Origin of the sequence: Myxococcus sp. AM009 (assembly GCF_013372605.1) — a bacterium.
Classification (GTDB): Bacteria; Myxococcota; Myxococcia; order Myxococcales; family Myxococcaceae; genus Myxococcus; species Myxococcus vastator.
This window is the reverse complement of record NZ_JABXEP010000039.1, coordinates 34,176-54,815: the sequence shown is the minus strand read 5'-3', so window position 1 is coordinate 54,815 and position 20,640 is coordinate 34,176. Positions and strand designations below refer to the sequence as shown.

Genomic DNA, 20,640 nt, shown 5'->3' with positions numbered 1-20,640 from the left:
CCCCTACCGAGGCCACCTTTGATTCCCTGGGCTTGAAGCCCGCGCTCGTCGAGGCGCTCAGCGCGCTCGGCTACGAGGAGCCCACCCCCATCCAGGCCGCCGCCCTCCCGCCGTTGCTCGCAGGGAAGGACCTGCTCGGCATCGCCGCCACCGGCACCGGCAAGACGGCCGCCTTCGCCCTACCCCTGCTCAACCAGGTGGAGCCCGGCGCCTGCCGGCCCAACACCACGTCCGCGCTGGTGCTGGTCCCCACGCGCGAGCTGGCCATGCAGGTCTCCGAGGCCATCCACCGCTACGGACAGAAGCTCGGCATCTCCGTGCTGCCCCTGTACGGCGGGCAGGTCATCGGGCAGCAGCTCCGCGTCCTCAAGCGCGGCGTGGACGTCGTCGTTGCCACCCCGGGCCGCGCGCTGGACCACCTGCGCCGCGGCACGCTCCAGCTCGATGACGTGCGCGTCGTCGTGCTCGACGAGGCCGACGAGATGCTCGACATGGGCTTCGCCGAGGACCTGGAGGCCATCCTCTCCGGCACGCCCGAGAACCGGCAGACGGCCCTCTTCTCCGCCACCCTCCCGCCGCGCATCGCCAGCATCGCCGAGCGTCACCTGCACGAGCCCGTGCGCGTGAAGATTGCCCGCGAGAAGGTGGAGCAGGGGGAGATCCCCCGCGTCCGCCAGACGGCCTACGTCGTCCCGCGCGCCTTCAAGATCGCCACCCTGGGCCGCCTGCTCGACGTGGAGTCCCCCACCGCCGCCATCATCTTCTGTCGCACGCGCACGGAAGTGGATGACCTCACCGTGTCCCTGAACGGCCGCGGCTGGCGCGCCCACGCCCTGCACGGCGGCATGACGCAGGAGCAGCGGGACCGCGTCATCAAGCAGCTCAAGTCCCAGGGCACCGACCTGCTCGTGGCCACCGACGTCGCGGCGCGCGGCCTGGACATCCCCCGCCTGTCGCACGTCGTGAACTTCGACGTGCCCAACGCGCCCGAGGCCTACGTGCACCGCATCGGCCGCACGGGCCGCGCCGGCCGCGAGGGCGTGGCCATCACCCTGGTGGAGCCCCGCGAGCACCGGCTGCTGCGCAACATCGAGCGCGTCACCGGCCAGCGCATTGAAGTGGCCACCGTGCCCACCGTCGCGGACATGCGCGAGAAGCGGCAGGAGCTGCTGCGCGCGTCCCTGCGCGAGACGCTGGTGGCCGGTGAGTACGACTCCCTCCGCAACGTGGTGGAGAGCCTGGCCAGCGAGTTCGACGCCATGGACATCGCCGCCGCCGCCGTGAAGCTCCTCCATGAGGCCCAGGACGAGGGCCGCGACTCGGAGGAGACGGAGATTCCCGTCGTCGCGCCGCCGCAGGAGCGCACGGGTAAGTTCGGAGCGCCCCCGGGACGCGCAGGCCGTCCGGAGCGGAGCCCGAGGGCTCGCGGTGTCCCGCCGACGTGGGACGTCACCCGCCTGTGGATTGGCGCCGGCCGTCACGCCGGTATTCGCCCCGCCGACCTGGTGGGCGCCATCGCCGGTGAGGCGGGCGTAGAGTCCTCCAAGATTGGCGCCATCCAGATTGGCGACAGCTTCTCGCTGGTAGAGGTGCCGGAGTCCGAGGCCAACCGCATCATCGCCGCGCTGAAGAACGCCACCCTGCGCGGCAAGAAGGTGCTCGTCCGCAAGGACCGGAACTGACCTTCCGACTCGGAGGGAAGCCCGCCTCGTGAGCAGGAGGATGACGAGGGAACCCGTCACGCTCACGAGGAGGGCTGAAATCCGTCAGGCCGCCGGCTCGGACTGCGCGGCGGCTTCTTCCCGAGGCTCGGTGTTCGTCCGGCGCCGGGAGAAGAACCGGCGCCACGACAGCGCGAAGCCCGTGTAGACGAGGAACACGCCGCCCAGCGACGCGATGGCGGCCACCAGTTGGCCCCAGAGCCCCAGCGCTTCTCCGGTGTGCAGGAAGCGCAGCCAGGTGCGCAGCTTCCGGCCGCTGTTGTAGTCCGCGTAGGTCTCCTGCTTCGCCACCTCGCCCGAGAAGGGGTTGAGTGACACCTGCGTGGAGGAGAACAGCGGCCACGCCTCCGCCTCGCGGAGGGTGACCGTCACCGCGTCCACGCCATCCGAGCCACCCTTTCCGCCCCGCGTTCCGCCGCCCAGGCGCAGCGTGGCGGACGACCAGGTGGGTGACGTCCTCTGCGCCTCGGCGATGAGGACGTCCAGCGGCTTGCGCGGCGTCTCCTCCGCGGGCGCGGGGACCTTCACCGTCGCCGAGCCCGGCGGCCCCTTCGCCGCGGGCGGCGTGTTGCCCGTCATGGTGAACACCAGGCTGGACGCCCACTTGTACGAGATGACCATGCCCGACGCCGTGAGCACGATGAGCACCGGCAGCGACCAGAAGCCGATGACGTTGTGCCAGTTCCAGTCGCGCGCCTTGCCCTTCAGCCCGCGCCGGAACCACAGCGACGGCCGCATCGCGCGCAGCGTCCACTTGCGCGGCCACCACAGGTACAGGCCGGAGATGGCCAGGAAGAGGAACACCGCGTTGCTCGCGCCGGTGACGGCCTTGCCCACCGCGCGGTTGTCACCGCCAGCGGCCAGCCACCGGTGAAGCTGCACGTTCCACTGGAAGAAGCCGCGCAGGCCCGTCGCGCCATTCCCCAGCACCTCGCCGGTGTAGGGGTTGACGTAGCTCACCGCGCCCCGGCCGATGCTCACGAGCACCGCGGACGTCGGCTCCGGATACACCGTCACCCCGGAGGGCTGCCCCTCCGAGCCTGACGCGCGGACGCGCTCGACCAGCTCCTCCACGGGGAGCCGAGGCGCGCCCGGAGCCGGGAGCCGCACCGTCCGGACCTCCCGCTCCGCCCATTCGATGAGCTGCTTCTCGAAAGCGATGACCACGCCCGTGAAGGACATGATCGCAATCACCAGCCCGGCGGCGACACCGACGATGAGATGAACCCAGAAGAGGATGTTTCGGAAGGTGCGCACTGGCTCACGACAGGGAGAAGTTCACCGAAATGTCGAAATTGAGAATCGTTCTCATTTGCACTGCAAACGTGGATACCTCCCACGGCCCTCATCCGTCAACGCTCGCTGAGTAAAGCGTCCCACGCACGCTGGAACGCCCGCCCGGCGCTCCACGGACGGGTTGCGCGCCTACAAGCGACTGAAGGACCAGCTCAGCGCGCGGCCACCGGAGTACGGCATGACGCCGTGGAACGGCCGGGGGTCGGCGTCGAACACCAGCGGCAGGAAGTGCCGGTCGCCGTCCCACAGGTTGAGGCCCTGCAGGTCCGCCACCGGCACCCAGGAGAGGGAGCCCTCCGGGTTGCGCTCCAGCGGGGTGCCTTCGAAGCCGTCGATGCGAAACACGAAGCCCAGCCAGTCCTCTCCGTGCTTGCCGAAGCCCGGCCAGGAGATGGTGCCGCGCAGCACCATCCGCGTGCACTCGATGCCGGCCTCCTCGCGGAGCTCCCGGCGCATGCAGGCGGCCACGTCCTCGTCGCGCTCCAGCTTCCCGCCCAGGCCGTTGTACTTCCCGTAGTGGGCGTCCTCCGGGCGGGCGTTGCGGTGGACGAGCAGCACGCGCTGCCCGTCCGGCGACATCACGTAGCCGAGCGTGCCGATGATGGGCGTGTACGGCATGGGAGCGACCTCGCGCGGCGCGGCATCCAGGCGTCAACGCCCCTTGGCCACCGCCGGAATGTGACAGCGCGCGGCACTGTAGTTCATGCCGGGCCAGCCAGGTCCCTCCTCACCCCGCCCTCCTTGCACCCTGGGTAGGGACTTCCCTTTACGCCAGCCAACGCAGCGCGTTAGCGTGTTGCGACACAGCTTTATTATTGATGACATCCCGCGTCGTCGGGAAAGGGGACTCTAGATGTCGGCATTCCGCCCCGGTCGGTACGGCCTGTATGAGCCGGATACCGAGCATGACGCTTGCGGCGTGGGGTTCGTCGCCCACCTGAGGGGTGAGCGCTCGCGCGGCATCGTCGAGGACGCCCTGGAGCTCCTCAACCGGCTCAGCCACCGGGCGGCCGCGGGCAGGGACCCACGGACCGGCGACGGCGCCGGCATCCTGGTGCAGCTCCCCCACCGCTTCTTCGAGCGCGAGTCCCCGAAGCTGCCCTTCGCCCTCCCTCCGCGCCGGCACTATGGCGTGGGGCAGGTGTTCCTCCCGCCCGAGCCCGAGGCCCGGGCCGCCTGTGAGGCCGCCTTCGAGGAGGTCGTCGTACAAGAGGGGCAGCGCGTGCTCGGCTGGCGCGACGTGCCCGTGGACCCGGAGCACCTGGGCCCCGTGGCCCGAGAGGCCGCCCCCGTCATCCGCCAGCTCTTCGTGGCGCGCCGGCGCATGGTGCCCAGCGCCTTCGAGCGGAAGCTGTACCGCATCCGCAAGCTGACGGAGAAGCTCATCCAAGCGCGCGGCGTGGACCCCACGGGCCGCTTCCACGTGGCGTCGCTGTCGTCGGAGACGCTCGTCTACAAGGGCCTGCTGTTGCCGGCGGACCTGCCGCGCTTCTACTGCGACCTGCAGCAGCCGGACTTCGTGAGCGCGCTGGGCCTGGTCCACTCGCGCTTCTCCACCAACACCTTCCCCACGTGGGAGCTGGCGCAGCCGTTCCGCTTCATCGCGCACAACGGTGAAATCAACACCCTGCGCGGCAACCGGAACTGGATGACCGCGCGGCGCGGCCTGCTCCAGACGGCGCGCCTGGGCGGCAGCCTGGAGGCGCTCCAGCCCATCATCGTCCCGGGCAAGAGCGACTCGGCGCAGTTCGACAACATGGTGGAGCTGCTCTACCTGGGCGGCCGCCCCCTGCCCCACGCGCTGATGATGATGATTCCGGAGGCGTGGGAGGGCGACACGCAGATGTCCGACGAGCGGCGCGCCTTCTACGAGTACTCCTCCGCGCTGCTGGAGCCGTGGGACGGCCCCGCGGCCATCGCCTTCACGGACGGACAGCTCATCGGCGCCACGTTGGATCGCAACGGCCTGCGCCCCGCGCGCTACCTCGTCACGGAGGACGACCGCATCATCCTCGCCTCGGAGATGGGCGTCATCGACGTGCCGCCCTCGCAGGTGCGCCGCAAGGGCCGCCTGACGCCGGGCCGCATGCTGCTGGTGGACACCACCGAGGGCCGCATCCTGGAGGACGAGGAGGTCAAGCGCGACATCACCACGCGCTGGCCCTACCGCCGCTGGCTCCAGCGCAACGTCTACACCTTCGACAACCTCCCCGCCGTCGCCGCCCCGGTGCGGCTGCGCGGCGAGGAGCTGTGGCGGGCCCAGCGCGCCTTCGGCTACACCGCCGAGGACGTGCGCTCGGTGCTCACGCCCATGGCGGAGACGGGCAAGGAGCCGGTGGGCTCCATGGGCACGGACACGCCGCTGGCGGTGCTCAGCGACCAGGCCCCCAGCCTCTTCTCCTACTTCCACCAGCTCTTCGCGCAGGTCACCAACCCGCCCATCGACCCGCTGCGCGAGTCGCTGGTGATGACGCTGGCCACCGCGCTGGGCCCGGAGAGCAACACCTTCGAGGAGACGCCGGAGCAGTGCCACCGGCTGTCCCTCCCCGGCCCCATCCTCACCAACGGACAGCTCGCGCGGCTGGCGGCCATCAACGACGAGGGCCTGTTCGAGACGCGCCGCCTGTCGCTGCTCTACGCCCTGGACGGCGGCGAGGGCGCGCTCGAGGCGGCGGTGGAGAAGCTGTGCAACGAGGCCGTGGAGGCCGTGGACGCGGGCGCCAGCATCCTGCTGTTGAGCGACCGGGGCGTGGACGCGGCGAACGCGGCCATCCCCGCGCTACTGGCCATGTCCGCGGTGCACCAGCGGCTGGTGCGTGACGGCATCCGAATGTACGCGGGCCTGCTGCTGGAGACGGCGGAGGCGCGCGAGGTGCACCACTTCGCCTGCCTGTTCGCCTACGGCGCCGCGGCGGTGAACCCGTACCTGGCGCTGGACACGCTCCGGGCCCTGGCGGACGGCGGCGAGCTGGCCGTGGACGCGGAGAAGGCGCAGGACCGCTTCATCCACGCCGTGGAGGAAGGCCTGCTCAAGGTGATGTCGAAGATGGGAATCTCCACGCTCCAGTCCTACCGCGGCGCACAGCTCTTCGAGGCCGTGGGGCTCCAGCGCTCGCTGGTGGAGCGGCACTTCACCGGCACGGCGTCGCGCGTGGAGGGCGTGGGCCTGCCGGAGCTGGGGCGCGAGGTGCAGGAGCGCCACACCCGTGGCTTCGGCGCGGAGGCGGACGTGGAGGCCGGCATGCTGCCCGTGGGCGGGCAGTACCGCTGGCGCCGGCTGGGCGAGCGGCACAAGTGGAACCCGGCCACCATCGCCAGGCTCCAGGCGGCGGTGCGCGAGAATGACGCCGCCACCTTCGCGGAGTACTCGCGGCTGGCGGACGACGAGACGCGCGAGCACTGCAACCTGCGCGGCCTGCTCGAAGTCGTCCACGAGGGCCGCGCGCCGGTGCCGCTGGAGGAGGTGGAGCCGGCGCTCTCCATTGCCCGGCGCTTCGTCACCGGCGCCATGTCCTTCGGCTCCATCAGCGCGGAGGCGCACGAGACGCTGGCCATCGCCATGAACCGGCTGGGCGGGCGCTCCAACAGCGGCGAGGGCGGCGAGGAGTCGCGGCGCTACACGCGGGATGAGAATGGCGATTCGCGCCGCAGCGCCATCAAGCAGGTGGCCAGCGCGCGCTTCGGCGTCACCACGGAGTACCTGGTCAACGCGGACGAGCTCCAGATCAAGGTGGCCCAGGGCGCCAAGCCCGGCGAGGGCGGCCAGCTGCCCGGCCACAAGGTGGATGCGCGGATCGCCCGCGTGCGCTGGTCCACGCCGGGCGTGACGCTCATCTCGCCGCCGCCGCACCACGACATCTACTCCATCGAGGACCTGGCGCAGCTCATCTACGACCTCCAGTCGGTGAACCCGGCCGCGCGGGTCAGCGTGAAGCTGGTGAGCGAGGTGGGCGTGGGCACCATCGCCGCGGGCGTGGCCAAGGCCGGCGCCAGCTGCGTGGTCGTCTCCGGCTACGAGGGCGGCACGGGCGCCTCGCCGCTGTCCAGCATCCAGCACGCGGGCCTGCCCTGGGAGCTGGGGCTGGCGGAGACGCAGCAGGTGCTGGTGCACAACGGGCTGCGCTCGCGCATCCGCGTGCAGGCGGACGGCGGCATGCGCACCGCGCGCGACGTGCTGGTGGCCGCGCTGCTGGGCGCCGAGGAGTTCGGCATGGCCACCGCCAGTCTGGTGGCCGTGGGCTGCATCATGCTGCGCAAGTGCCACCTCAACACGTGCTCGGCGGGCATCGCCACGCAGGACGCGGGGCTGCGCGAGCGCTTCCAGGGCAAGCCCGAGGACGTGGTGAACTTCTTCCTCCTCATCGCGGAGGACCTGCGCCAGCGGATGGCCGCGCTGGGCGCCCGCACCCTGGAGGAATTGGTGGGCCGCGTGGACCTGCTGCGGCAGCGCCCGGCGGTGGACCACTGGAAGGCCCGGCGCGTGGACCTGTCCGGGCTGCTGGCCGCGCCGGCCGCGCCGGACAGCGAGCCGCGCCACTGCACCACGCCGCGCATCAAGGACGTGTCCGACCACCTGGACCACGCGCTGCTGCGCGACGCCCGCGGGGTGCTGGACGGCGGGCCGCCCATGCTGCTCACCGTGCCGGTGGCCAACTCCCACCGCGCGGTGGGCGCCCTGCTGTCGGGGGAGATTGCCCGGCGTCACGGGGGCCAGGGGCTGCCGGATGGCCGGCTCCATGTCCGGATGAAGGGCTCCGCAGGCCAGAGCTTCGGAGCCTTCGTGGTGAAGGGCGTGACGCTGGAGCTGGAGGGCGACGCCAACGACTACGTGGGCAAGGGCCTGTCCGGCGGGCGCATCATCGCCTACCCGCCGCAGGCCAGCCGCTTCACCGCCGAGGAGAACGTGCTGGTGGGCAACACCGCGCTCTACGGCGCCACGGCCGGCGAGGTGTACCTGCGGGGGCTCGCGGGGGAGCGCTTCGCGGTGCGCAACAGCGGCGCGCAGGCCGTCGTGGAGGGCGTGGGCGACCACGGCTGCGAATACATGACGGGCGGCGCGGTGGTGGTGCTGGGCCCCACCGGGCGCAACTTCGCGGCCGGCATGAGCGGCGGCATCGCCTATGTGCTCGACCGAGACCAGTCCTTCCGGCAGCGCTGCAACCTGGAGATGGTGGAGCTGGAGTCCCTGGTGGACGAGTCCGAAATCTGGCTGGTGCACGGCATGGTGGAGCGGCACCTGCATCACACCGGCAGCGCGCTGGCGCGGCGGGTGTTGGACAACTGGGAGCTGATGGTGCCGCGCTTCGTGAAGGTGATGCCCACGGACTACAAGCGGGTCCTCCAGGCACGGCGCGCGGCGCGCAGACCGCCGGAGTCCACATCCGCTGCCGCTGCCCCGGTCCGGGGCGGGGAGGGCCTGAGCCATGGGTAAGCCGACGGGATTCATCGAGTGGGAGCGCGTCCACGCGGACAAGCGGGACACGGCGGACCGGCTGGGCGACTGGCGCGAGTTCGCGCTGCCGCTGGCCCCCGACGAGGCGAAACGGCAGGCGGGCCGCTGCATGGACTGTGGCGTCCCCTTCTGTCACCAGGGCTGTCCCCTGGGGAACCTCATCCCCGACTTCAACGAGGCCGTGTTCCGTGGGCGCTGGCGCGAGGCGTATGACTTGCTCAGCCGCACCAATGGCTTCCCGGAGATGACGGGCCGGCTGTGCCCGGCGCCGTGCGAGGCCGCGTGCGTGCTCGCCATCGACCGGGACCCGGTCACCATCGAGCAGATGGAGAAGGAGATTGTCGAGCGGGCCTTCAAGGAGGGCTGGGTGACGCCCCGGCCGCCGGCGCGCCGCACCGGGAAGACGGTGGGCGTGGTGGGCTCCGGGCCCGCGGGGCTGGCGGCGGCGGCGCAGCTCAACGCGGCCGGGCACACCGTCACCGTGTATGAGCGGGACGCCCATGCGGGCGGCCTGCTGCGCTACGGCATCCCCGACTTCAAGCTGGAGAAGTCCGTGGTGGACCGGCGCCTGGCGTTGATGGAGGCGGAGGGCATCACCTTCGTCACCGGCGTGGACGTGGGCGGGGCCCTGAGCTACCGCGAGCTGCGCGCGAAGCATGACGCGCTGGTGCTGGCCCTGGGCGCGCGCCGTCCGCGCGAGCTGGAGGTCCCCGGACGCGAGCTGTCCGGCGTCGTCCAGGCCATGGAGTACCTGGAGCACCAGAACCGGCTCGTCTCGGGGCATGGCCAGAAGGATTCGCGCCTGGACGCGGCGGGCCGGCACGTCGTGGTGCTGGGCGGCGGCGACACCGGCTCGGACTGCCTGGGCACCGCGCTGCGCCAGGGCGCGGCGAGCGTGCGGCAGGTGGAGCTGCTCCCCGCGCCGCCCGCGGTGCGCGCGGAGGGCAACCCCTGGCCGAGGTGGCCGGTCATCTTCCGCACCTCCACCAGCCAGGAGGAAGGCGGCGAGCGCCGCTTCGCGCTGATGACGAAGCGGCTGACGGGCAGCGACGGACGGCTCCAGGCGCTGCACGCCGTGGAAGTCGAGTTCCAGCCCGAGCCCGGCGCCCTGCCCCGCCTCATCGAGCGTCCCGGCACCGAGGTGACCTTCGAAGCGGACCTGCTGGTGCTGGCCATGGGCTTCACCGGGCCCGAGGCGGGCAACCTCTCCGAGGCGCTGGGGGTGAAGCTGTCGCCCCGCGGCACGGTGCAGGTGGACGCGCGCTTCGCCACGTCCGCGGACGGGGTGTTCTGCGCCGGGGACGCGAGCCGGGGCGCCAGCCTCATCGTCTGGGCCCTGTCGGACGGCCGCGAAGCCGCCAAGGCCTGCGATGCCTATCTTTCCGGGGGGCGCTCCGTGCTGCCCACCCGGGGCGCCGACTGCGCCTTCTGAGCGAAGTTGGACGCCCGGGTCGTTTTGGGAACGACTCGGGAATAAACCGTGGGCTGGGCAGTTAGAATGGGCTTAACCCATAACTTCCTCCCACAGGAGGCCCGTGACATGGCCAGCGAGCAGTCCCTCATCGTGACCGAAACCGACCTGGAGCGCCTGCGCCAGGTGGTGGACCACAACGGAGGCGGCCGGACGGCTGAGTTCGCGGAAATGCTCGACGCGGAGCTGACCCGGGCTCGCGTCGTGCCTTCGGAAGCGATCCCACCTGAAGTCGTGACGATGAACAGCAAGGTCGTCTTCGAGGACGAACAGTCAGGAGAGCGCCGGGAGGTCACCCTCGTCTACCCGCGCGACGCCAGCAGCGACGACGGCCGCATCTCCGTGCTGGCCCCCATCGGCAGCGCGCTCATCGGCCTGTCCGTGGGGCAGTCCATCACCTGGCCGCTGCCGGGCGGACGCTCCAAGCGGCTGCGCATCGTCGCGGTGCCGTACCAGCCCGAGGCCTCGGGCCACTACCACCTCTGATTCGGCTTCGCCTGGACGGCACCGTGCGCCCTCGTGGCGGACGGTGCCGTTCGCCGTTTCAGCGCAGACCCACGCGCTTCGCCAGCTCCTGCGCCAGGGCCCGCAGCTCCTCCACGCCGGCCGCCTGGGGGCTCGTGTCGAACACCACCTCGTAGCCCAGCCCCGCCTGGTTGATGGACTCCGAGCGCGGAATGCGCGCCCGGAGCACGGGCACCGTGGACTCGCTCAGCGCGCCCTCCATGGCCTCGTTGGTGGCGGTGGTGCGGCGGTCCCACAGGTTCACCACCGCGACCAGCTCGCCGCCCTGCTCGCGGACGTCCCGCCACGCGGTCTCGATTTCCCCCAGGCCCTGGAGCGCGAAGGCGCCGGTGGGCACGGGGGCCACGACCAGGTCCGCGGAGGCGAGCACGGCCTCGGTGTAGGCGCCGATGCTGGGCGGGGTGTCCGCGAGGATGACGTCCGGCGTCCACCCCAGCGTCTTGAGCGCGCGCGGAATGGCCTGGAGGCGGTGGCCCCACTGGAACAGCTCGCGCTCCTGGGCGGCCATGCGCGGCGCGGCGGGGGCGATGAAGAGGCCGGGCCGCTTCGGTGAAGCCACCACCACCTGCGCCAGCGTGTGCTTGGGACGGGGCCCGAGCGCGTCCCCCACGCACGGGCCCTCCCGGCCCTCCAGCCCCAGGACCAGCGACGCATGGGCCTGCGGGTCCAGGTCCAGCAGCAGCACCTGGCGCCCGGCATCCGCGAGAGCCGCCGCCACATGCGCGCAGAGCGTCGTCTTGCCGACGCCGCCCTTGATGGTGGAGAACGCGATGAACGCCATGCCCCGGTCTATACCGGACGTCCCACGGAGAGAGAAGCCACGGGCAGCGGCGGTTCACGCCCTACTTCTGCGTCATGATCCACTTCACCAGCGCGCGCGCCTCGGCCTCCGACACCTGGGCGTTCGCCGGCATCGGAATGGCGCCCCAGACGCCGCTGCTGCCCTTGCGCACGCGCTGCGTCAGCTTGTCCTCCACGCCCTCCTGCTTCGCATAGCGGGCGGCAATCTCCTTGAACGAGGGACCGACCAGCCGCGCCGTCGCGGAATGGCACGTCGAGCAGTTCTTGGCCTTCGCGAGCTCCTCGCTCGCGAACGCCACGTTGGACACCGACGCCACCGTGAAAACAGTCAGCCACAGAAAACGCTTCATTGAAGTCTCCAGTCCGCACAGCATATCAAGGCCGACCGACAGTAAACGAGGCAATGTCCGCAACCCTTGCTTCCCCTGGGAAGACTGGGGCAGCATGGGGGGCTGAGCGCGTCATGAATAACGCCGTGAAACCACCTCCCTCTACTGAGACTGTGCTGACGGAAGCGCTGCTGAATCGCAGACAGCTCCTGCAGTGGTTGGGAATCGGCGTGGTGGCCTCCAGTTGCGGCGCGCTTCGCCCGCGGCTCGCGCCTCCCACGGTGGGCGCGGCGCCCCTCCAGCTCATCGCGCCCGACAGCGCGGGGCCCCTCCCCGACGACGTGCGGGAGGTCCTGCTCGACACGGCCCGCCGGCTCTCACACTTCGTGGGAATGGACGGTCAGCTCGATGAGGCGCTGCTGGAAGGCCATCTGCGCCTCAAGTGCGAGGAGCGTCCCTCGTACCTGGCCACCTACACCCGCTTCGCGGCGGAGGTGAAGCGGCCCGAGCAGCTCTCGGTGGAGTGGCTCTCGGAGCTGCCGGAGCTCCACCGCGTGAAGGTCGTGGGTGAGCTGGCCATCATGTCCCTGGTCGGCGGGGGCTTCCGGACGTTTGGCTTCGGCAACATGAATGGCCACATGGGCGGGCTCTGGCACGAACCGCGCGAGTCTGGCTCCTTTCACGCCTCGGACGACCTGTAGTCAGCGCTGCCGCTGACAGGAATTGACAACCATGAGGCTGTGTATCGTCGGAAGTGGGGTCGCCGCGGTCATCACCGCCCGCGCCGCGCTGGAGCGGGGCTACGAGGTGGTGATGCTGGAGGCCGGTCCTCGCACGCCCATGCGGGACTCGCGCCGCTGGCTGGACTTCGTCACCACGGGCGTGCGGCCCTACCACGCCTGTGAGGACGCGCAGGGTGACGCCAACTCCCGCCCCGGTGTCCAGCCCGAGCGCGACCACTTCCTCATCAAGGGCAGCCGGCTCATGGCGGTGGGCGGGTCCACGCTGCACTGGAGCGGCTGGACGCCCCGCCTCCAGCCCGAGGACCTGGAGCTCCGCACGCGCACCGGCAAGGGAAACGATTGGCCCTTCGGCTACGCCCAGCTCGAGCCCTATTACGGCCAGGCCGAGTCCCTGCTGAACGTCACCGGTCCCCACGCGCCCGCGGACGGACATCCCACGCCCTGGCGCTCGCGGCCCTTCAAGTGGAACAGCCCGCCGTATCCCATCGAGTCGGAGCCGGTGCGCCACGCCCTGAAGGCCCTGGGCATCACCTACGACCACATCCCCATGTCGCGCAGAGGCCCCGGCGGCGAGGGCGTGGGCGGCCCGTGCATGTCGTTTGGCACGTGCCGGTATTGCCCGATGGGCGCGCGCTTCGACCCCACCCTGCTGCTGGCGGACATGGAGTCCCACCCGGGCTTCCGGTTGCTGGCGAGCAGCCCGGTGCTGGCCGTGCGCATGGCGGGTGAGGTGGCCCAGGGCGTCACCTACCGCACCGCCGAGGGCGAGACGGCCACGCTGGACGCGGACGCCGTGCTGGTGGCCGCGGGCGCCCTGGAGACGCCCAAGCTGCTGTGGCACTCGGGCTTCGACGAGCAGCGCCTGCCCGCGCTCGGGCGCTACCTGATTACCCACCCGATGCTGAAGCTCGAAGGCAAGCTGGCGAAGCCACCCCGGGCGTTCAACGGGCGCGAGGTCCCCATGCCCGCCCTCTTCTCGCGGCACTTCGACACGCCGGAGCAGCAGGCCGCCGGGAAGATGATCTTCTCCGAGTACCCGGAGGAGCCGGACCTGCAGGCCTGGGTCCGCAAGGAGCAGCTGGCGCCCGAGTACATCGCCTCGTTCGGCCGGGAGAGCCGGCTCAACCTCCATGGCTTCATCGAGGAGTTCCCCCAGGCGGAGAACCGCCTGCGCTTCACGGGCACGCCGGGCGAGCGCCGGGTGGAGCTTCACTACGCGGTGGACGCGGGGTTCGCCGCGCGCTGGCAGTGGATGACCGACACCTTGATGCAGGTGATGAAGACCGCGGGCTGCCGCGAGTCGGAGGTCTGGGTTTCGGGCGTGATTCGCCGGGCGGACCACTCGGTGGGCACGGCGCGCTTTGGCCAGGGGCCGGACTCGGGCGTCGTGGACGGCAGGCACCTCGTCTTCGGGACGAAGAACCTGTTCGCCCTCACCAACGGCAACTTCCCGAACAACGGCGCCATCAACCCGACGCTGACGCTCACCGCCCTCGCGCTGCGCTTCGCGGACCAGGTGCTGCCTGACCTGGCGTCGCCACGCGCTACAGCGCGGCCTTGAGCACGGCCAACGAGACGATGGCCACGACGGCGAACACCTCGCGCCGCGCGGGCGCCTCCTGGATGAAGGCGTTGGCGAACACCAGGGAGAAGAGCGTCACCGAGTTGAGGATGGGCCAGGCGACGACGCGGTTTCCCGCCGCCAGGGCCATGACGAAGGCGACCTGATTGCCCACGGTGAAGAGGGCGCGCACGAGCAGGCTGGTGCGCGCGCGGCCGTCCACGACCAGCTCGCTCAACCGCGCCCCCAGCGTCCCCCGAGCGCCGAAGAGGAGCAGCAACACCAGGCAGGCCGCGCTCCGCCAGAACATCAAGGCGGTGCTCACCTCCAGGTTGGACGCCACGCCCGAAGGCTGGCCCTGGAAGAAGAGCTCCCCGCAGAGGCTCTGCACGACGACGGCCGCGGTGATGAAGAACGCCGGCAGCCACAGGGCGCGACGGCTGTCCGAGCCACCTCCCGCCGCCAGCAGCGAGCAGCCGGACACCGCGAGGGCGAACAGGTACTCGGTCCAGTGCACCGTGCGGCCGGACAGCATGAGCGCCAGGGGGATGAGCACATCCCCGACGCGCGAGGCGATGTTCACCCGGGCGACCGTGAGGTTCCGGAAGCCGAAGGAGAAGGCGAAGGCCACCCCCTGAACGCTCACCGCGAACAGCGCGAGCCTCGCGTTGCCGTAGAGCGCCCACCCCGCCCTGTCCTCCATGGGCAGCAGCGGCGTCAGCGCCGCCAGCAAGAGGAACGGGACGAAGTTGTTGGCGAAGTTGAGGACGAGGATGGACTGGCGGCGGAGCCCGTAGCTGAGCCGGTCGAAGACGCTGTTCCCCGACCGCAGCAGGACGGAGGTCAGCGAGTAGAGGACGGTTTCCATCGCGTCCGCGCGTCCGCGCTCGGCCCGGGGAAGAGGCGCTCCAGACAGGGCCACAGCTGGGGATGACAGGGCTCATCCAGCAGGCGCCCCAGCTCGTCCGGCGCCAGGAAGAGGCCCCCGTCCACCTCCCGCTCGGAGAAGCGCAGCGGGCCCTCCAAGCGGGCGCGGTAGAGGAAGATGCGCCGGTGGTGCCCATCGTCGAAGACGAACTCGGCCACGGGCGCCAACGGGCCCTCCAGGCCCAGCTCCTCCAGGAGCTCCCGCCGGGCGGCCTCCAGGGGCGCCTCGCCCGCGCTCACGTGGCCTCCCGCGGACGTGCACAGGTGGCCGGGCATGAAGGTCATGTGCCGGGAGCGCCGCTGCAGGAAGACCTTGCCGTCGTCGCGCTCCACCAGCACATGCACGATGCGGTGGGGCAGCTTCTGGCCGTAGATCTGGTCGCGGGGCGCGCGCCCCACCACCTGCCCCTGGGGGTCGATGACGTCAATCAGCTCCATGCCGCGGACATCCTATGCGACCAGGGGCTCGCGGCCTTGCACGGGAATGACCTCGATGCGGTCCCCCACCCACTTCCGGAGGTGTGCGTCCAGGTCGTAGTTCTCTTGCCTCCAGCCGTCCTGGACGGTGCCCGTCACCAGGGAGCTGAAGAAGAGCTTCTTGCCGGTGACGATCTCCTCGGTGCCCATGATGCCGTCTGGCCAGATGAGGAAGTAGTAGCGGCTGTAGTTGACGGTGCGGTCCGACAGGCGAATCTGCATGTCCGGGTAGCGCTCCCGCAGCCGCTCCACGGCCGCGGTGACGTGCGACGTCTCCTCGGGCATCAGCTCGCCGTAGATGTGATAGGCGCGGCCGGCGGAGAGCGTCCAGGAGATGGCCCAGTCGCGGATGCCCCGCTCGTAGATGAACTGGGCCAGCTCCTCGACATGCTGGCTGTTGTGGCGGTTGAGACAGGTCAGGATTCGCGGCGCCACGCCATGGTCCACGCACAGGCCCATGGCCCGGAGCGTCTCCTGGTAGGTGTTGCCCTTGGCGCTACGGCTGGGGCGAATCTCGTTGTTGACCCGCTCGTCCATGGAATCGAGGCTGATCTCCACGCGCGTGCAGCGAGACACCGTCTTCATCATCTGCTGCGTCAGGAAGGTGCCGTTGGTGCCGAGGATGGTGGCGACACCATGGTCCGTGAGCTTGTCGATGACGTTCAGGGTGTCTCGGCGCATCAAAGGCTCACCGCCTGAGAGAATCTGTCGCATGATTCCCGCGCGGATGATCTCGTCGGCCACCTTGAGCTGCTGGGGCGTGGAGAGCCGCTTCGACGGCAGGTCCTCGACGTTCCCGTAGCAGTGGATACATTTGAGGTTGCACGGCGCGGTGACCAGCCATCCACAACCGATGGGACTTCGCGGCACAGGTACACAGCCCTCGAACACCTTCGCCGAGAACTCATCGCGGAGGTTGTCGTAGATGATGGTGCCCCAGCTCTCCTGGCGCTCTCTGATGCGTGCGGACATGGCGTGGAATGAAGTACGGCTTCGCAGCCATCAATGGGCCGCAGAGCCTTGGTTGACGAATCTGAGCCGCCCAATTGAAAGGCTCACCGCACCCAGGAGGGCGCCCATGCCGGCGTCGGCATGGATACAGCCACATCCGCCCAGCAGCGCCCCCGAAGCTCCCGGGGACCCTCCCCCTCATCACTTCTTGAAAATAGAAGAGCCAGCCTACGCTGACGTCACAGAGACGTTACGTGAATTTTACTTTGTCCGCAAGTGCAAGTTTTCCTGATTTTTCATGAGGTACACGAAGGCGTCTCATCCGCGGCAGCATTCTCTTTAACTCACGCCTCTGACATCGCGGTGGCGGACGCCGCCGCGAGCCCCCGGCAACACAATCACAGACATCCTGAGCCGCCCCATACCCGCTCAAGCGCGTGCCCCGTCACGACGACACGGCGCGGAGCGCGGCTCCCGGGGGACTCAATACAAGGTCCCACACTCGGCGATCCGCTGGACCCGGAGCGCGGCCAGCCGCGCCAGGGGCAAGGCCACCTCGGGCCCTTCCAGCGCCGCCACCGCGCGAGCCACGGCATCCAGGGTGGACATCCCGGAGGGGTGCGAGGGCTCGCGGAGCCGAAGCAGGCCGGGCTCCGGTGGCGGCAGCGCCAGGCGAGGAAGCGTCCGCAGCAGGGGGAGCCGCTGGGTCATCCGCCGGGCCTGGGACCAGCTCGCATCCAGCACCACCAGCTGCCGCGGCGGGGGCGCACCTGGGGGCGCGGCGGGCCCATCCGGATAGAGCAGCCAGGTCCCGGGCTCGGAGAGCAGCTCCAGCTCCGAGTTCCCCGTGGGTGCGCCGTGGATGATGCGCTTCGAGTTCACCAGCGCCAGCACGGCCACACCACCGGTGTTGCTCTTCTTCGCGATCTCCATCACGTGTTGCAGGAAGAGGATTCGCGTCCGTGTGTGGATCTGGGGGATCTCGTCACACAGACACAGGTGCAGCGACAGGTTGCAGCGGGAACACCGCGGGCGGCTGACGAGACGGGATGACACTGCCCCCATCTTGGTGCTGCCTCTGGAGGAACAGAAGCGCTCGTTTCCCAGGCAGGCGGACTGAGACTCCGGGTGGTTGTCGGGCCCCGGCAATTGTAGGAGGCTGCGCCGCAATGACTCCGGACCGTCGAAAGTACCTGGTCGTGGGCGGGCTGGCCACGATGCTCCTCATCCTCGACCAGTGGACGAAGGTCCTGGTCCGCGAGCACGTGAAGCCCCTGGGCGCCTTCGGCATGAGCGTCTTCGGCGACGTCCTCCGCTTCCAGTACGTGGAGAACACCGGCATCACCTTCGGCATGTTCCGGTCGCTGCCCTACGCCCAGCTCATCCTCAGCGCGGTGGCCATCCCCGTCTTCCTCCTGGTCATCCACCTGGTCCGCCAGACGCCCGCGGACCATTACCGGCTGCACGTCGCGCTCGGCCTCGTCGGCGGCGGTATCGGCAACCTGATTGACCGCGTCCGCCTGGGCAGCGTGACGGACTTCGTCGTCGCGGACTTCGGGTTCTGGCCGCTCAACCCCTGGTATGCCTTCAACGTCGCGGACGCCGCGCTCGTCGTCGGCGCCATCTTGATGGCCTTCGACTCCCGCCGTCCGCAGCCAGCCCCCGCCGCCACCGCGTAGACACGGGGCCCTCAGCACCAGTTTGGATCGCCCGCACCAGCCAGGCGCGCTCCATTCTGGAGCACCGGTAGGCCCCCCCGTGGCTCGCGCTCCTGATTCCAGACACTTGGAAATGGCACACCCCGTGCTCTGAAGCGCTGGGCATGAGGGCGTCCCAGGCGGAGGCCCCCCATTCAAGGAGCCTCACGATGGAAGTCCGGTTTCATGGCGTTCGGGGGAGCATCGCGGTGTCGGGCTCGCGCATTGGCGGCAACACGGCCTGCGTGGAAGTCACCAGCCAGGGCCACCGGCTCATCCTGGACGCGGGCACGGGACTCCGCGCGCTGGGCGAAGTCATGATGCGCGAGGGCGCGCCCCAGAAGGCCACGCTCTTCTTCTCGCACCTGCATTGGGACCACGTGCAGGGCTTCCCCTTCTTCACGCCGGCATACCTGCCCACGTCCGAGCTGACGCTCTACGGCCCGGGGGCGAATGGGGCCCAGGCGCTCCAGTCCGAGCTGGCCGCGCAGATGCAACCGCCCCACTTCCCGGTGCCGCTCTCCACCATGCGCTCGCGGATGGACTTCCGCTCCGCGCTGCACGCCCGGCCCGTGGAGGTGGGCCCCTTTCGCGTCACGCCCATCGACGTGCCACACCCGCAGGGATGTCTGGCCTACCGCGTGGAGGCGGATGGACACTCGTTCGTCTATGCCACCGACGTGGAGGTGCGCGTGGAGGACCTGGCCCCGGAGGTGGGGCGGCTCTTCGAGGGCGCGGATGTCCTATGCCTGGACGCGCAGTACACGCCGGACGAATACGAGGGCCGCAAGGGGATGTCGAAGAAGGGCTGGGGCCACTCGACGATGATGGACGCGGCGGGCGTGGCCGGGCTCGTGGGCGCGCGCCGGCTGTGCCTCTTCCACCATGACCCGGCGCACGGCGACGACGTGCTCGAGGACATGGCGGAGCAGGCGCGCGCGCTCTTCCCCGTCTGCGAGCCCGCGCGAGAGGGCCAGCGGCTGGTGCTGGGCCGCGCGGCCTGAGAAGGGCGGCCCCATGCCCTCCGGATGTTATGGTGCGGCCTCCGCCTTCGTCCTTCCGCCGTTGCCCGCCATGCCCCAAGCCTCCTCGGAAGTCTCCCAGGTCCTCCTCCCCTTCGGAGGACTCGTTGGCAGGGAGGTGGACCTCGACGCGTTCCTCCAGACGCTGATGGACCGCATCGCCATCACCTTGCAGGCGGACCGCGGGACCCTCTGGCTGCTGGACCCGGCCCGCCGCGAGCTGTTCAGCCGCGCCGCGCACCTGCCCGAGGTGTCCCAGATTCGCGTCAAGCTGGGCCAGGGCGTCGCCGGCACCGTCGCCGAGGCGGGCCACGCCATCAACGTGCCGGACCCGCGCGGCGAGCAGCGCTTCTTCGCGGACATCGACCGGATGACGGGCTACCGCACCACCAGCCTGCTCGCGGTGCCGCTGCGCGACGGGGACGGCGCCCTCTACGGCGTGCTCCAGGTCCTCAACCGCCGCGGCGCGGATCGCTTCACCGATGAGGACACGCAGCGGCTCACCGCCATCGCCTCGCAGGTGAGCACCGCCCTCCAGGGCACCAGCCTCTATCAGGAGCTCCAGCGCGCGAAGGACCAGCCCCAGGTGCCGGTGGGCTACTTCTTCAACCGCATCATCGGAGAGTCCCCGCAGCTCCAGGCCATCTACCGTCTGGTGCGCAAGGCCGCGCCCACCGACGCGACGGTGCTGCTGCGCGGCGAGAGTGGCAGCGGCAAGGAGCTGTTCGCCCGCGCCGTCCATGTGAACGGCCCCCGCAGGGACCAGCCCTTCATCAAGGTGGACTGCGCGGCGCTGCCCGCCGCGCTCATCGAAAACGAGCTCTTCGGCCACGAGCGCGGCGCCTTCACCGGCGCGGACCACCGCGTGCCCGGCAAGTTCGAGGCGGCCAGTGGCGGCACGGTGTTCATCGACGAGCTTGGCGAGCTGCCCCTGCCCGTGCAGGGCAAGCTGCTGCGAGTCCTCCAGGACCGTGAGTTCGAGCGCGTGGGCGGCACCCAGGCCGTGAAGGTGGACGTGCGCATCGTCGCCGCCACCCACCGGGACCTGGCCCGCATGGTGACCGAGGGCCGCTTCCGCGAGGACCTCTACTACCGCATCAAGGTCGTCGAGGTGGTGCTGCCGCCGCTGCGGGAGCGCGGCGCGGAGGACATCGAGCGGCTCGCCCGCCACTTCGTCGCCGCCGTCGCCCGGAGGCACCGGCTGACGCCGCCCCGCCTCAGCGCCGCCGCGTTGGAGCGGCTCAAGCGCTACCGCTGGCCCGGCAACGTGCGGGAGCTGGAGAACTGCATCGAGAGCGCCGTGGTGCTCTGCGAAGGGGAGATTCTCGAAGAGCACCTGCCCCTGCCCGACGTCGACCGGGCCGCCATGCCGCCTCCAGCCGCCGCCCAGGATGCCGACGCGCCGGAGGCCCCCGCGCCCGTGGATGCGGGCCTGCTGTCGCTGGCGGAGGTCGAACGCCGCCACATCCTGCGCGTGCTGGACGCCGTGAAGGGCAACCGCACCGCCGCGGCCCGCGTGCTGGAGATTGGCCGCAACACGCTCGCACGCAAGCTCAAGGAGTACGGCCTGGGCGACGAGCCCTGACCCCTCCCTCCAGGGCAGGTCTCCGCTGACCACCGGGCTTTTCGAGTATCCGCCTTGTTCCGAGCTGAGCAACGGCGTACGA

General features: G+C 70.4%; 17 protein-coding genes. 9 read left to right on the top strand and 8 right to left on the bottom strand.

Features of this window, described 5'->3' with window-relative positions:
* Positions 1-1,682 (top strand): DEAD/DEAH box helicase (locus HV824_RS12610; protein ID WP_176423371.1); only part of this gene is annotated, 1,682 nt, incomplete at its 5' end.
* 84 nt (positions 1,683-1,766) lie between these two features.
* Here the strand turns inward: HV824_RS12610 and HV824_RS12605 are convergent.
* Positions 1,767-2,978 (bottom strand): PepSY-associated TM helix domain-containing protein, encoded by a 1,212-nt coding sequence (locus HV824_RS12605; RefSeq protein WP_176423370.1) that lies wholly within the window; start codon positions 2,976-2,978, stop codon positions 1,767-1,769.
* 168 nt (positions 2,979-3,146) lie between these two features.
* Entirely contained in the window at positions 3,147-3,635 is a 489-nt protein-coding gene (locus tag HV824_RS12600; RefSeq protein WP_176423369.1) for an 8-oxo-dGTP diphosphatase, read from the bottom strand.
* A gap of 235 nt (positions 3,636-3,870) precedes the next feature.
* On the opposite strand from HV824_RS12600, the gene gltB reads away from it, so the two are divergent.
* The 3 genes from gltB to rnk all read left to right on the top strand — a co-directional run bounded on the left by gltB (position 3,871) and on the right by rnk (position 10,426).
* Positions 3,871-8,448 carry a glutamate synthase large subunit gene (gene gltB, locus HV824_RS12595; protein ID WP_176423368.1) on the top strand — a complete coding sequence of 1,526 codons (4,578 nt, stop codon included), beginning with the start codon at positions 3,871-3,873 and terminating at the stop codon, positions 8,446-8,448.
* The gene (locus tag HV824_RS12590) at positions 8,441-9,901 is read left to right on the top strand and encodes a glutamate synthase subunit beta (RefSeq protein WP_176423367.1); all 1,461 of its coding nucleotides are present in this window, start codon (positions 8,441-8,443) and stop codon (positions 9,899-9,901) included. Before gltB ends, HV824_RS12590 begins: the two co-directional genes overlap by 8 nt.
* Positions 9,902-10,009: 108 nt before the next feature.
* On the top strand, positions 10,010-10,426 hold the full coding sequence (gene rnk, locus HV824_RS12585) for a nucleoside diphosphate kinase regulator (protein ID WP_163780562.1): 417 nt from the start codon (positions 10,010-10,012) through the stop codon (positions 10,424-10,426).
* Positions 10,427-10,484: 58 nt separating this feature from the next.
* Here the strand turns inward: rnk and HV824_RS12580 are convergent, their stop codons facing one another.
* Positions 10,485-11,246: a ParA family protein gene (locus HV824_RS12580; RefSeq protein WP_176423366.1), complete on the bottom strand. Its 762-nt coding sequence runs from the start codon at positions 11,244-11,246 to the stop codon at positions 10,485-10,487.
* Between the two features lie 61 nt (positions 11,247-11,307).
* Complete coding sequence (locus HV824_RS12575) at positions 11,308-11,616, bottom strand: c-type cytochrome (protein ID WP_176423365.1); 309 nt, start codon at positions 11,614-11,616, stop codon at positions 11,308-11,310.
* A gap of 125 nt (positions 11,617-11,741) precedes the next feature.
* Between HV824_RS12575 and HV824_RS12570 the strand changes: the two genes are divergently transcribed.
* Entirely contained in the window at positions 11,742-12,296 is a 555-nt protein-coding gene (locus HV824_RS12570; protein WP_368738050.1) for a hypothetical protein, read from the top strand.
* 31 nt (positions 12,297-12,327) lie between these two features.
* Positions 12,328-13,899, top strand: a complete 1,572-nt coding sequence (locus HV824_RS12565; RefSeq protein WP_176423364.1) for a GMC oxidoreductase — start codon at positions 12,328-12,330, stop codon at positions 13,897-13,899.
* Here HV824_RS12565 and HV824_RS12560 read toward each other — a convergent pair.
* From HV824_RS12560 to HV824_RS12545, 4 genes are all read right to left on the bottom strand, one after another.
* Positions 13,883-14,767: a hypothetical protein gene (locus HV824_RS12560; protein ID WP_176417048.1), complete on the bottom strand. Its 885-nt coding sequence runs from the start codon at positions 14,765-14,767 to the stop codon at positions 13,883-13,885. The two genes, HV824_RS12565 and HV824_RS12560, sit on opposite strands and share 17 nt — an antisense overlap.
* Positions 14,743-15,264, bottom strand: a complete 522-nt coding sequence (locus HV824_RS12555) for an NUDIX domain-containing protein (RefSeq protein WP_176417049.1) — start codon at positions 15,262-15,264, stop codon at positions 14,743-14,745. The genes HV824_RS12560 and HV824_RS12555 overlap by 25 nt, the downstream gene beginning before the upstream one ends.
* A gap of 12 nt (positions 15,265-15,276) precedes the next feature.
* Entirely contained in the window at positions 15,277-16,275 is a 999-nt protein-coding gene (locus HV824_RS12550) for a radical SAM protein (RefSeq protein WP_176417050.1), read from the bottom strand.
* Positions 16,276-16,737: 462 nt separating this feature from the next.
* Positions 16,738-17,319 (bottom strand): tRNA-uridine aminocarboxypropyltransferase, encoded by a 582-nt coding sequence (locus tag HV824_RS12545; protein ID WP_176417051.1) that lies wholly within the window; start codon positions 17,317-17,319, stop codon positions 16,738-16,740.
* A 104-nt stretch (positions 17,320-17,423) separates the two neighbouring features.
* Between HV824_RS12545 and lspA the strand changes: the two genes are divergently transcribed.
* The 3 genes from lspA (at position 17,424) to HV824_RS12530 (ending at position 20,558) form a co-directional block, all read left to right on the top strand.
* Positions 17,424-17,933: a signal peptidase II gene (gene lspA, locus HV824_RS12540; protein ID WP_176417052.1), complete on the top strand. Its 510-nt coding sequence runs from the start codon at positions 17,424-17,426 to the stop codon at positions 17,931-17,933.
* A gap of 188 nt (positions 17,934-18,121) precedes the next feature.
* Positions 18,122-18,955, top strand: a complete 834-nt coding sequence (locus HV824_RS12535; RefSeq protein ID WP_176423363.1) for an MBL fold metallo-hydrolase — start codon at positions 18,122-18,124, stop codon at positions 18,953-18,955.
* Positions 18,956-18,968: 13 nt separating this feature from the next.
* The gene (locus tag HV824_RS12530) at positions 18,969-20,558 is read left to right on the top strand and encodes a sigma 54-interacting transcriptional regulator (protein ID WP_176423362.1); all 1,590 of its coding nucleotides are present in this window, start codon (positions 18,969-18,971) and stop codon (positions 20,556-20,558) included.
* Positions 20,559-20,640 lie beyond the last annotated feature (82 nt).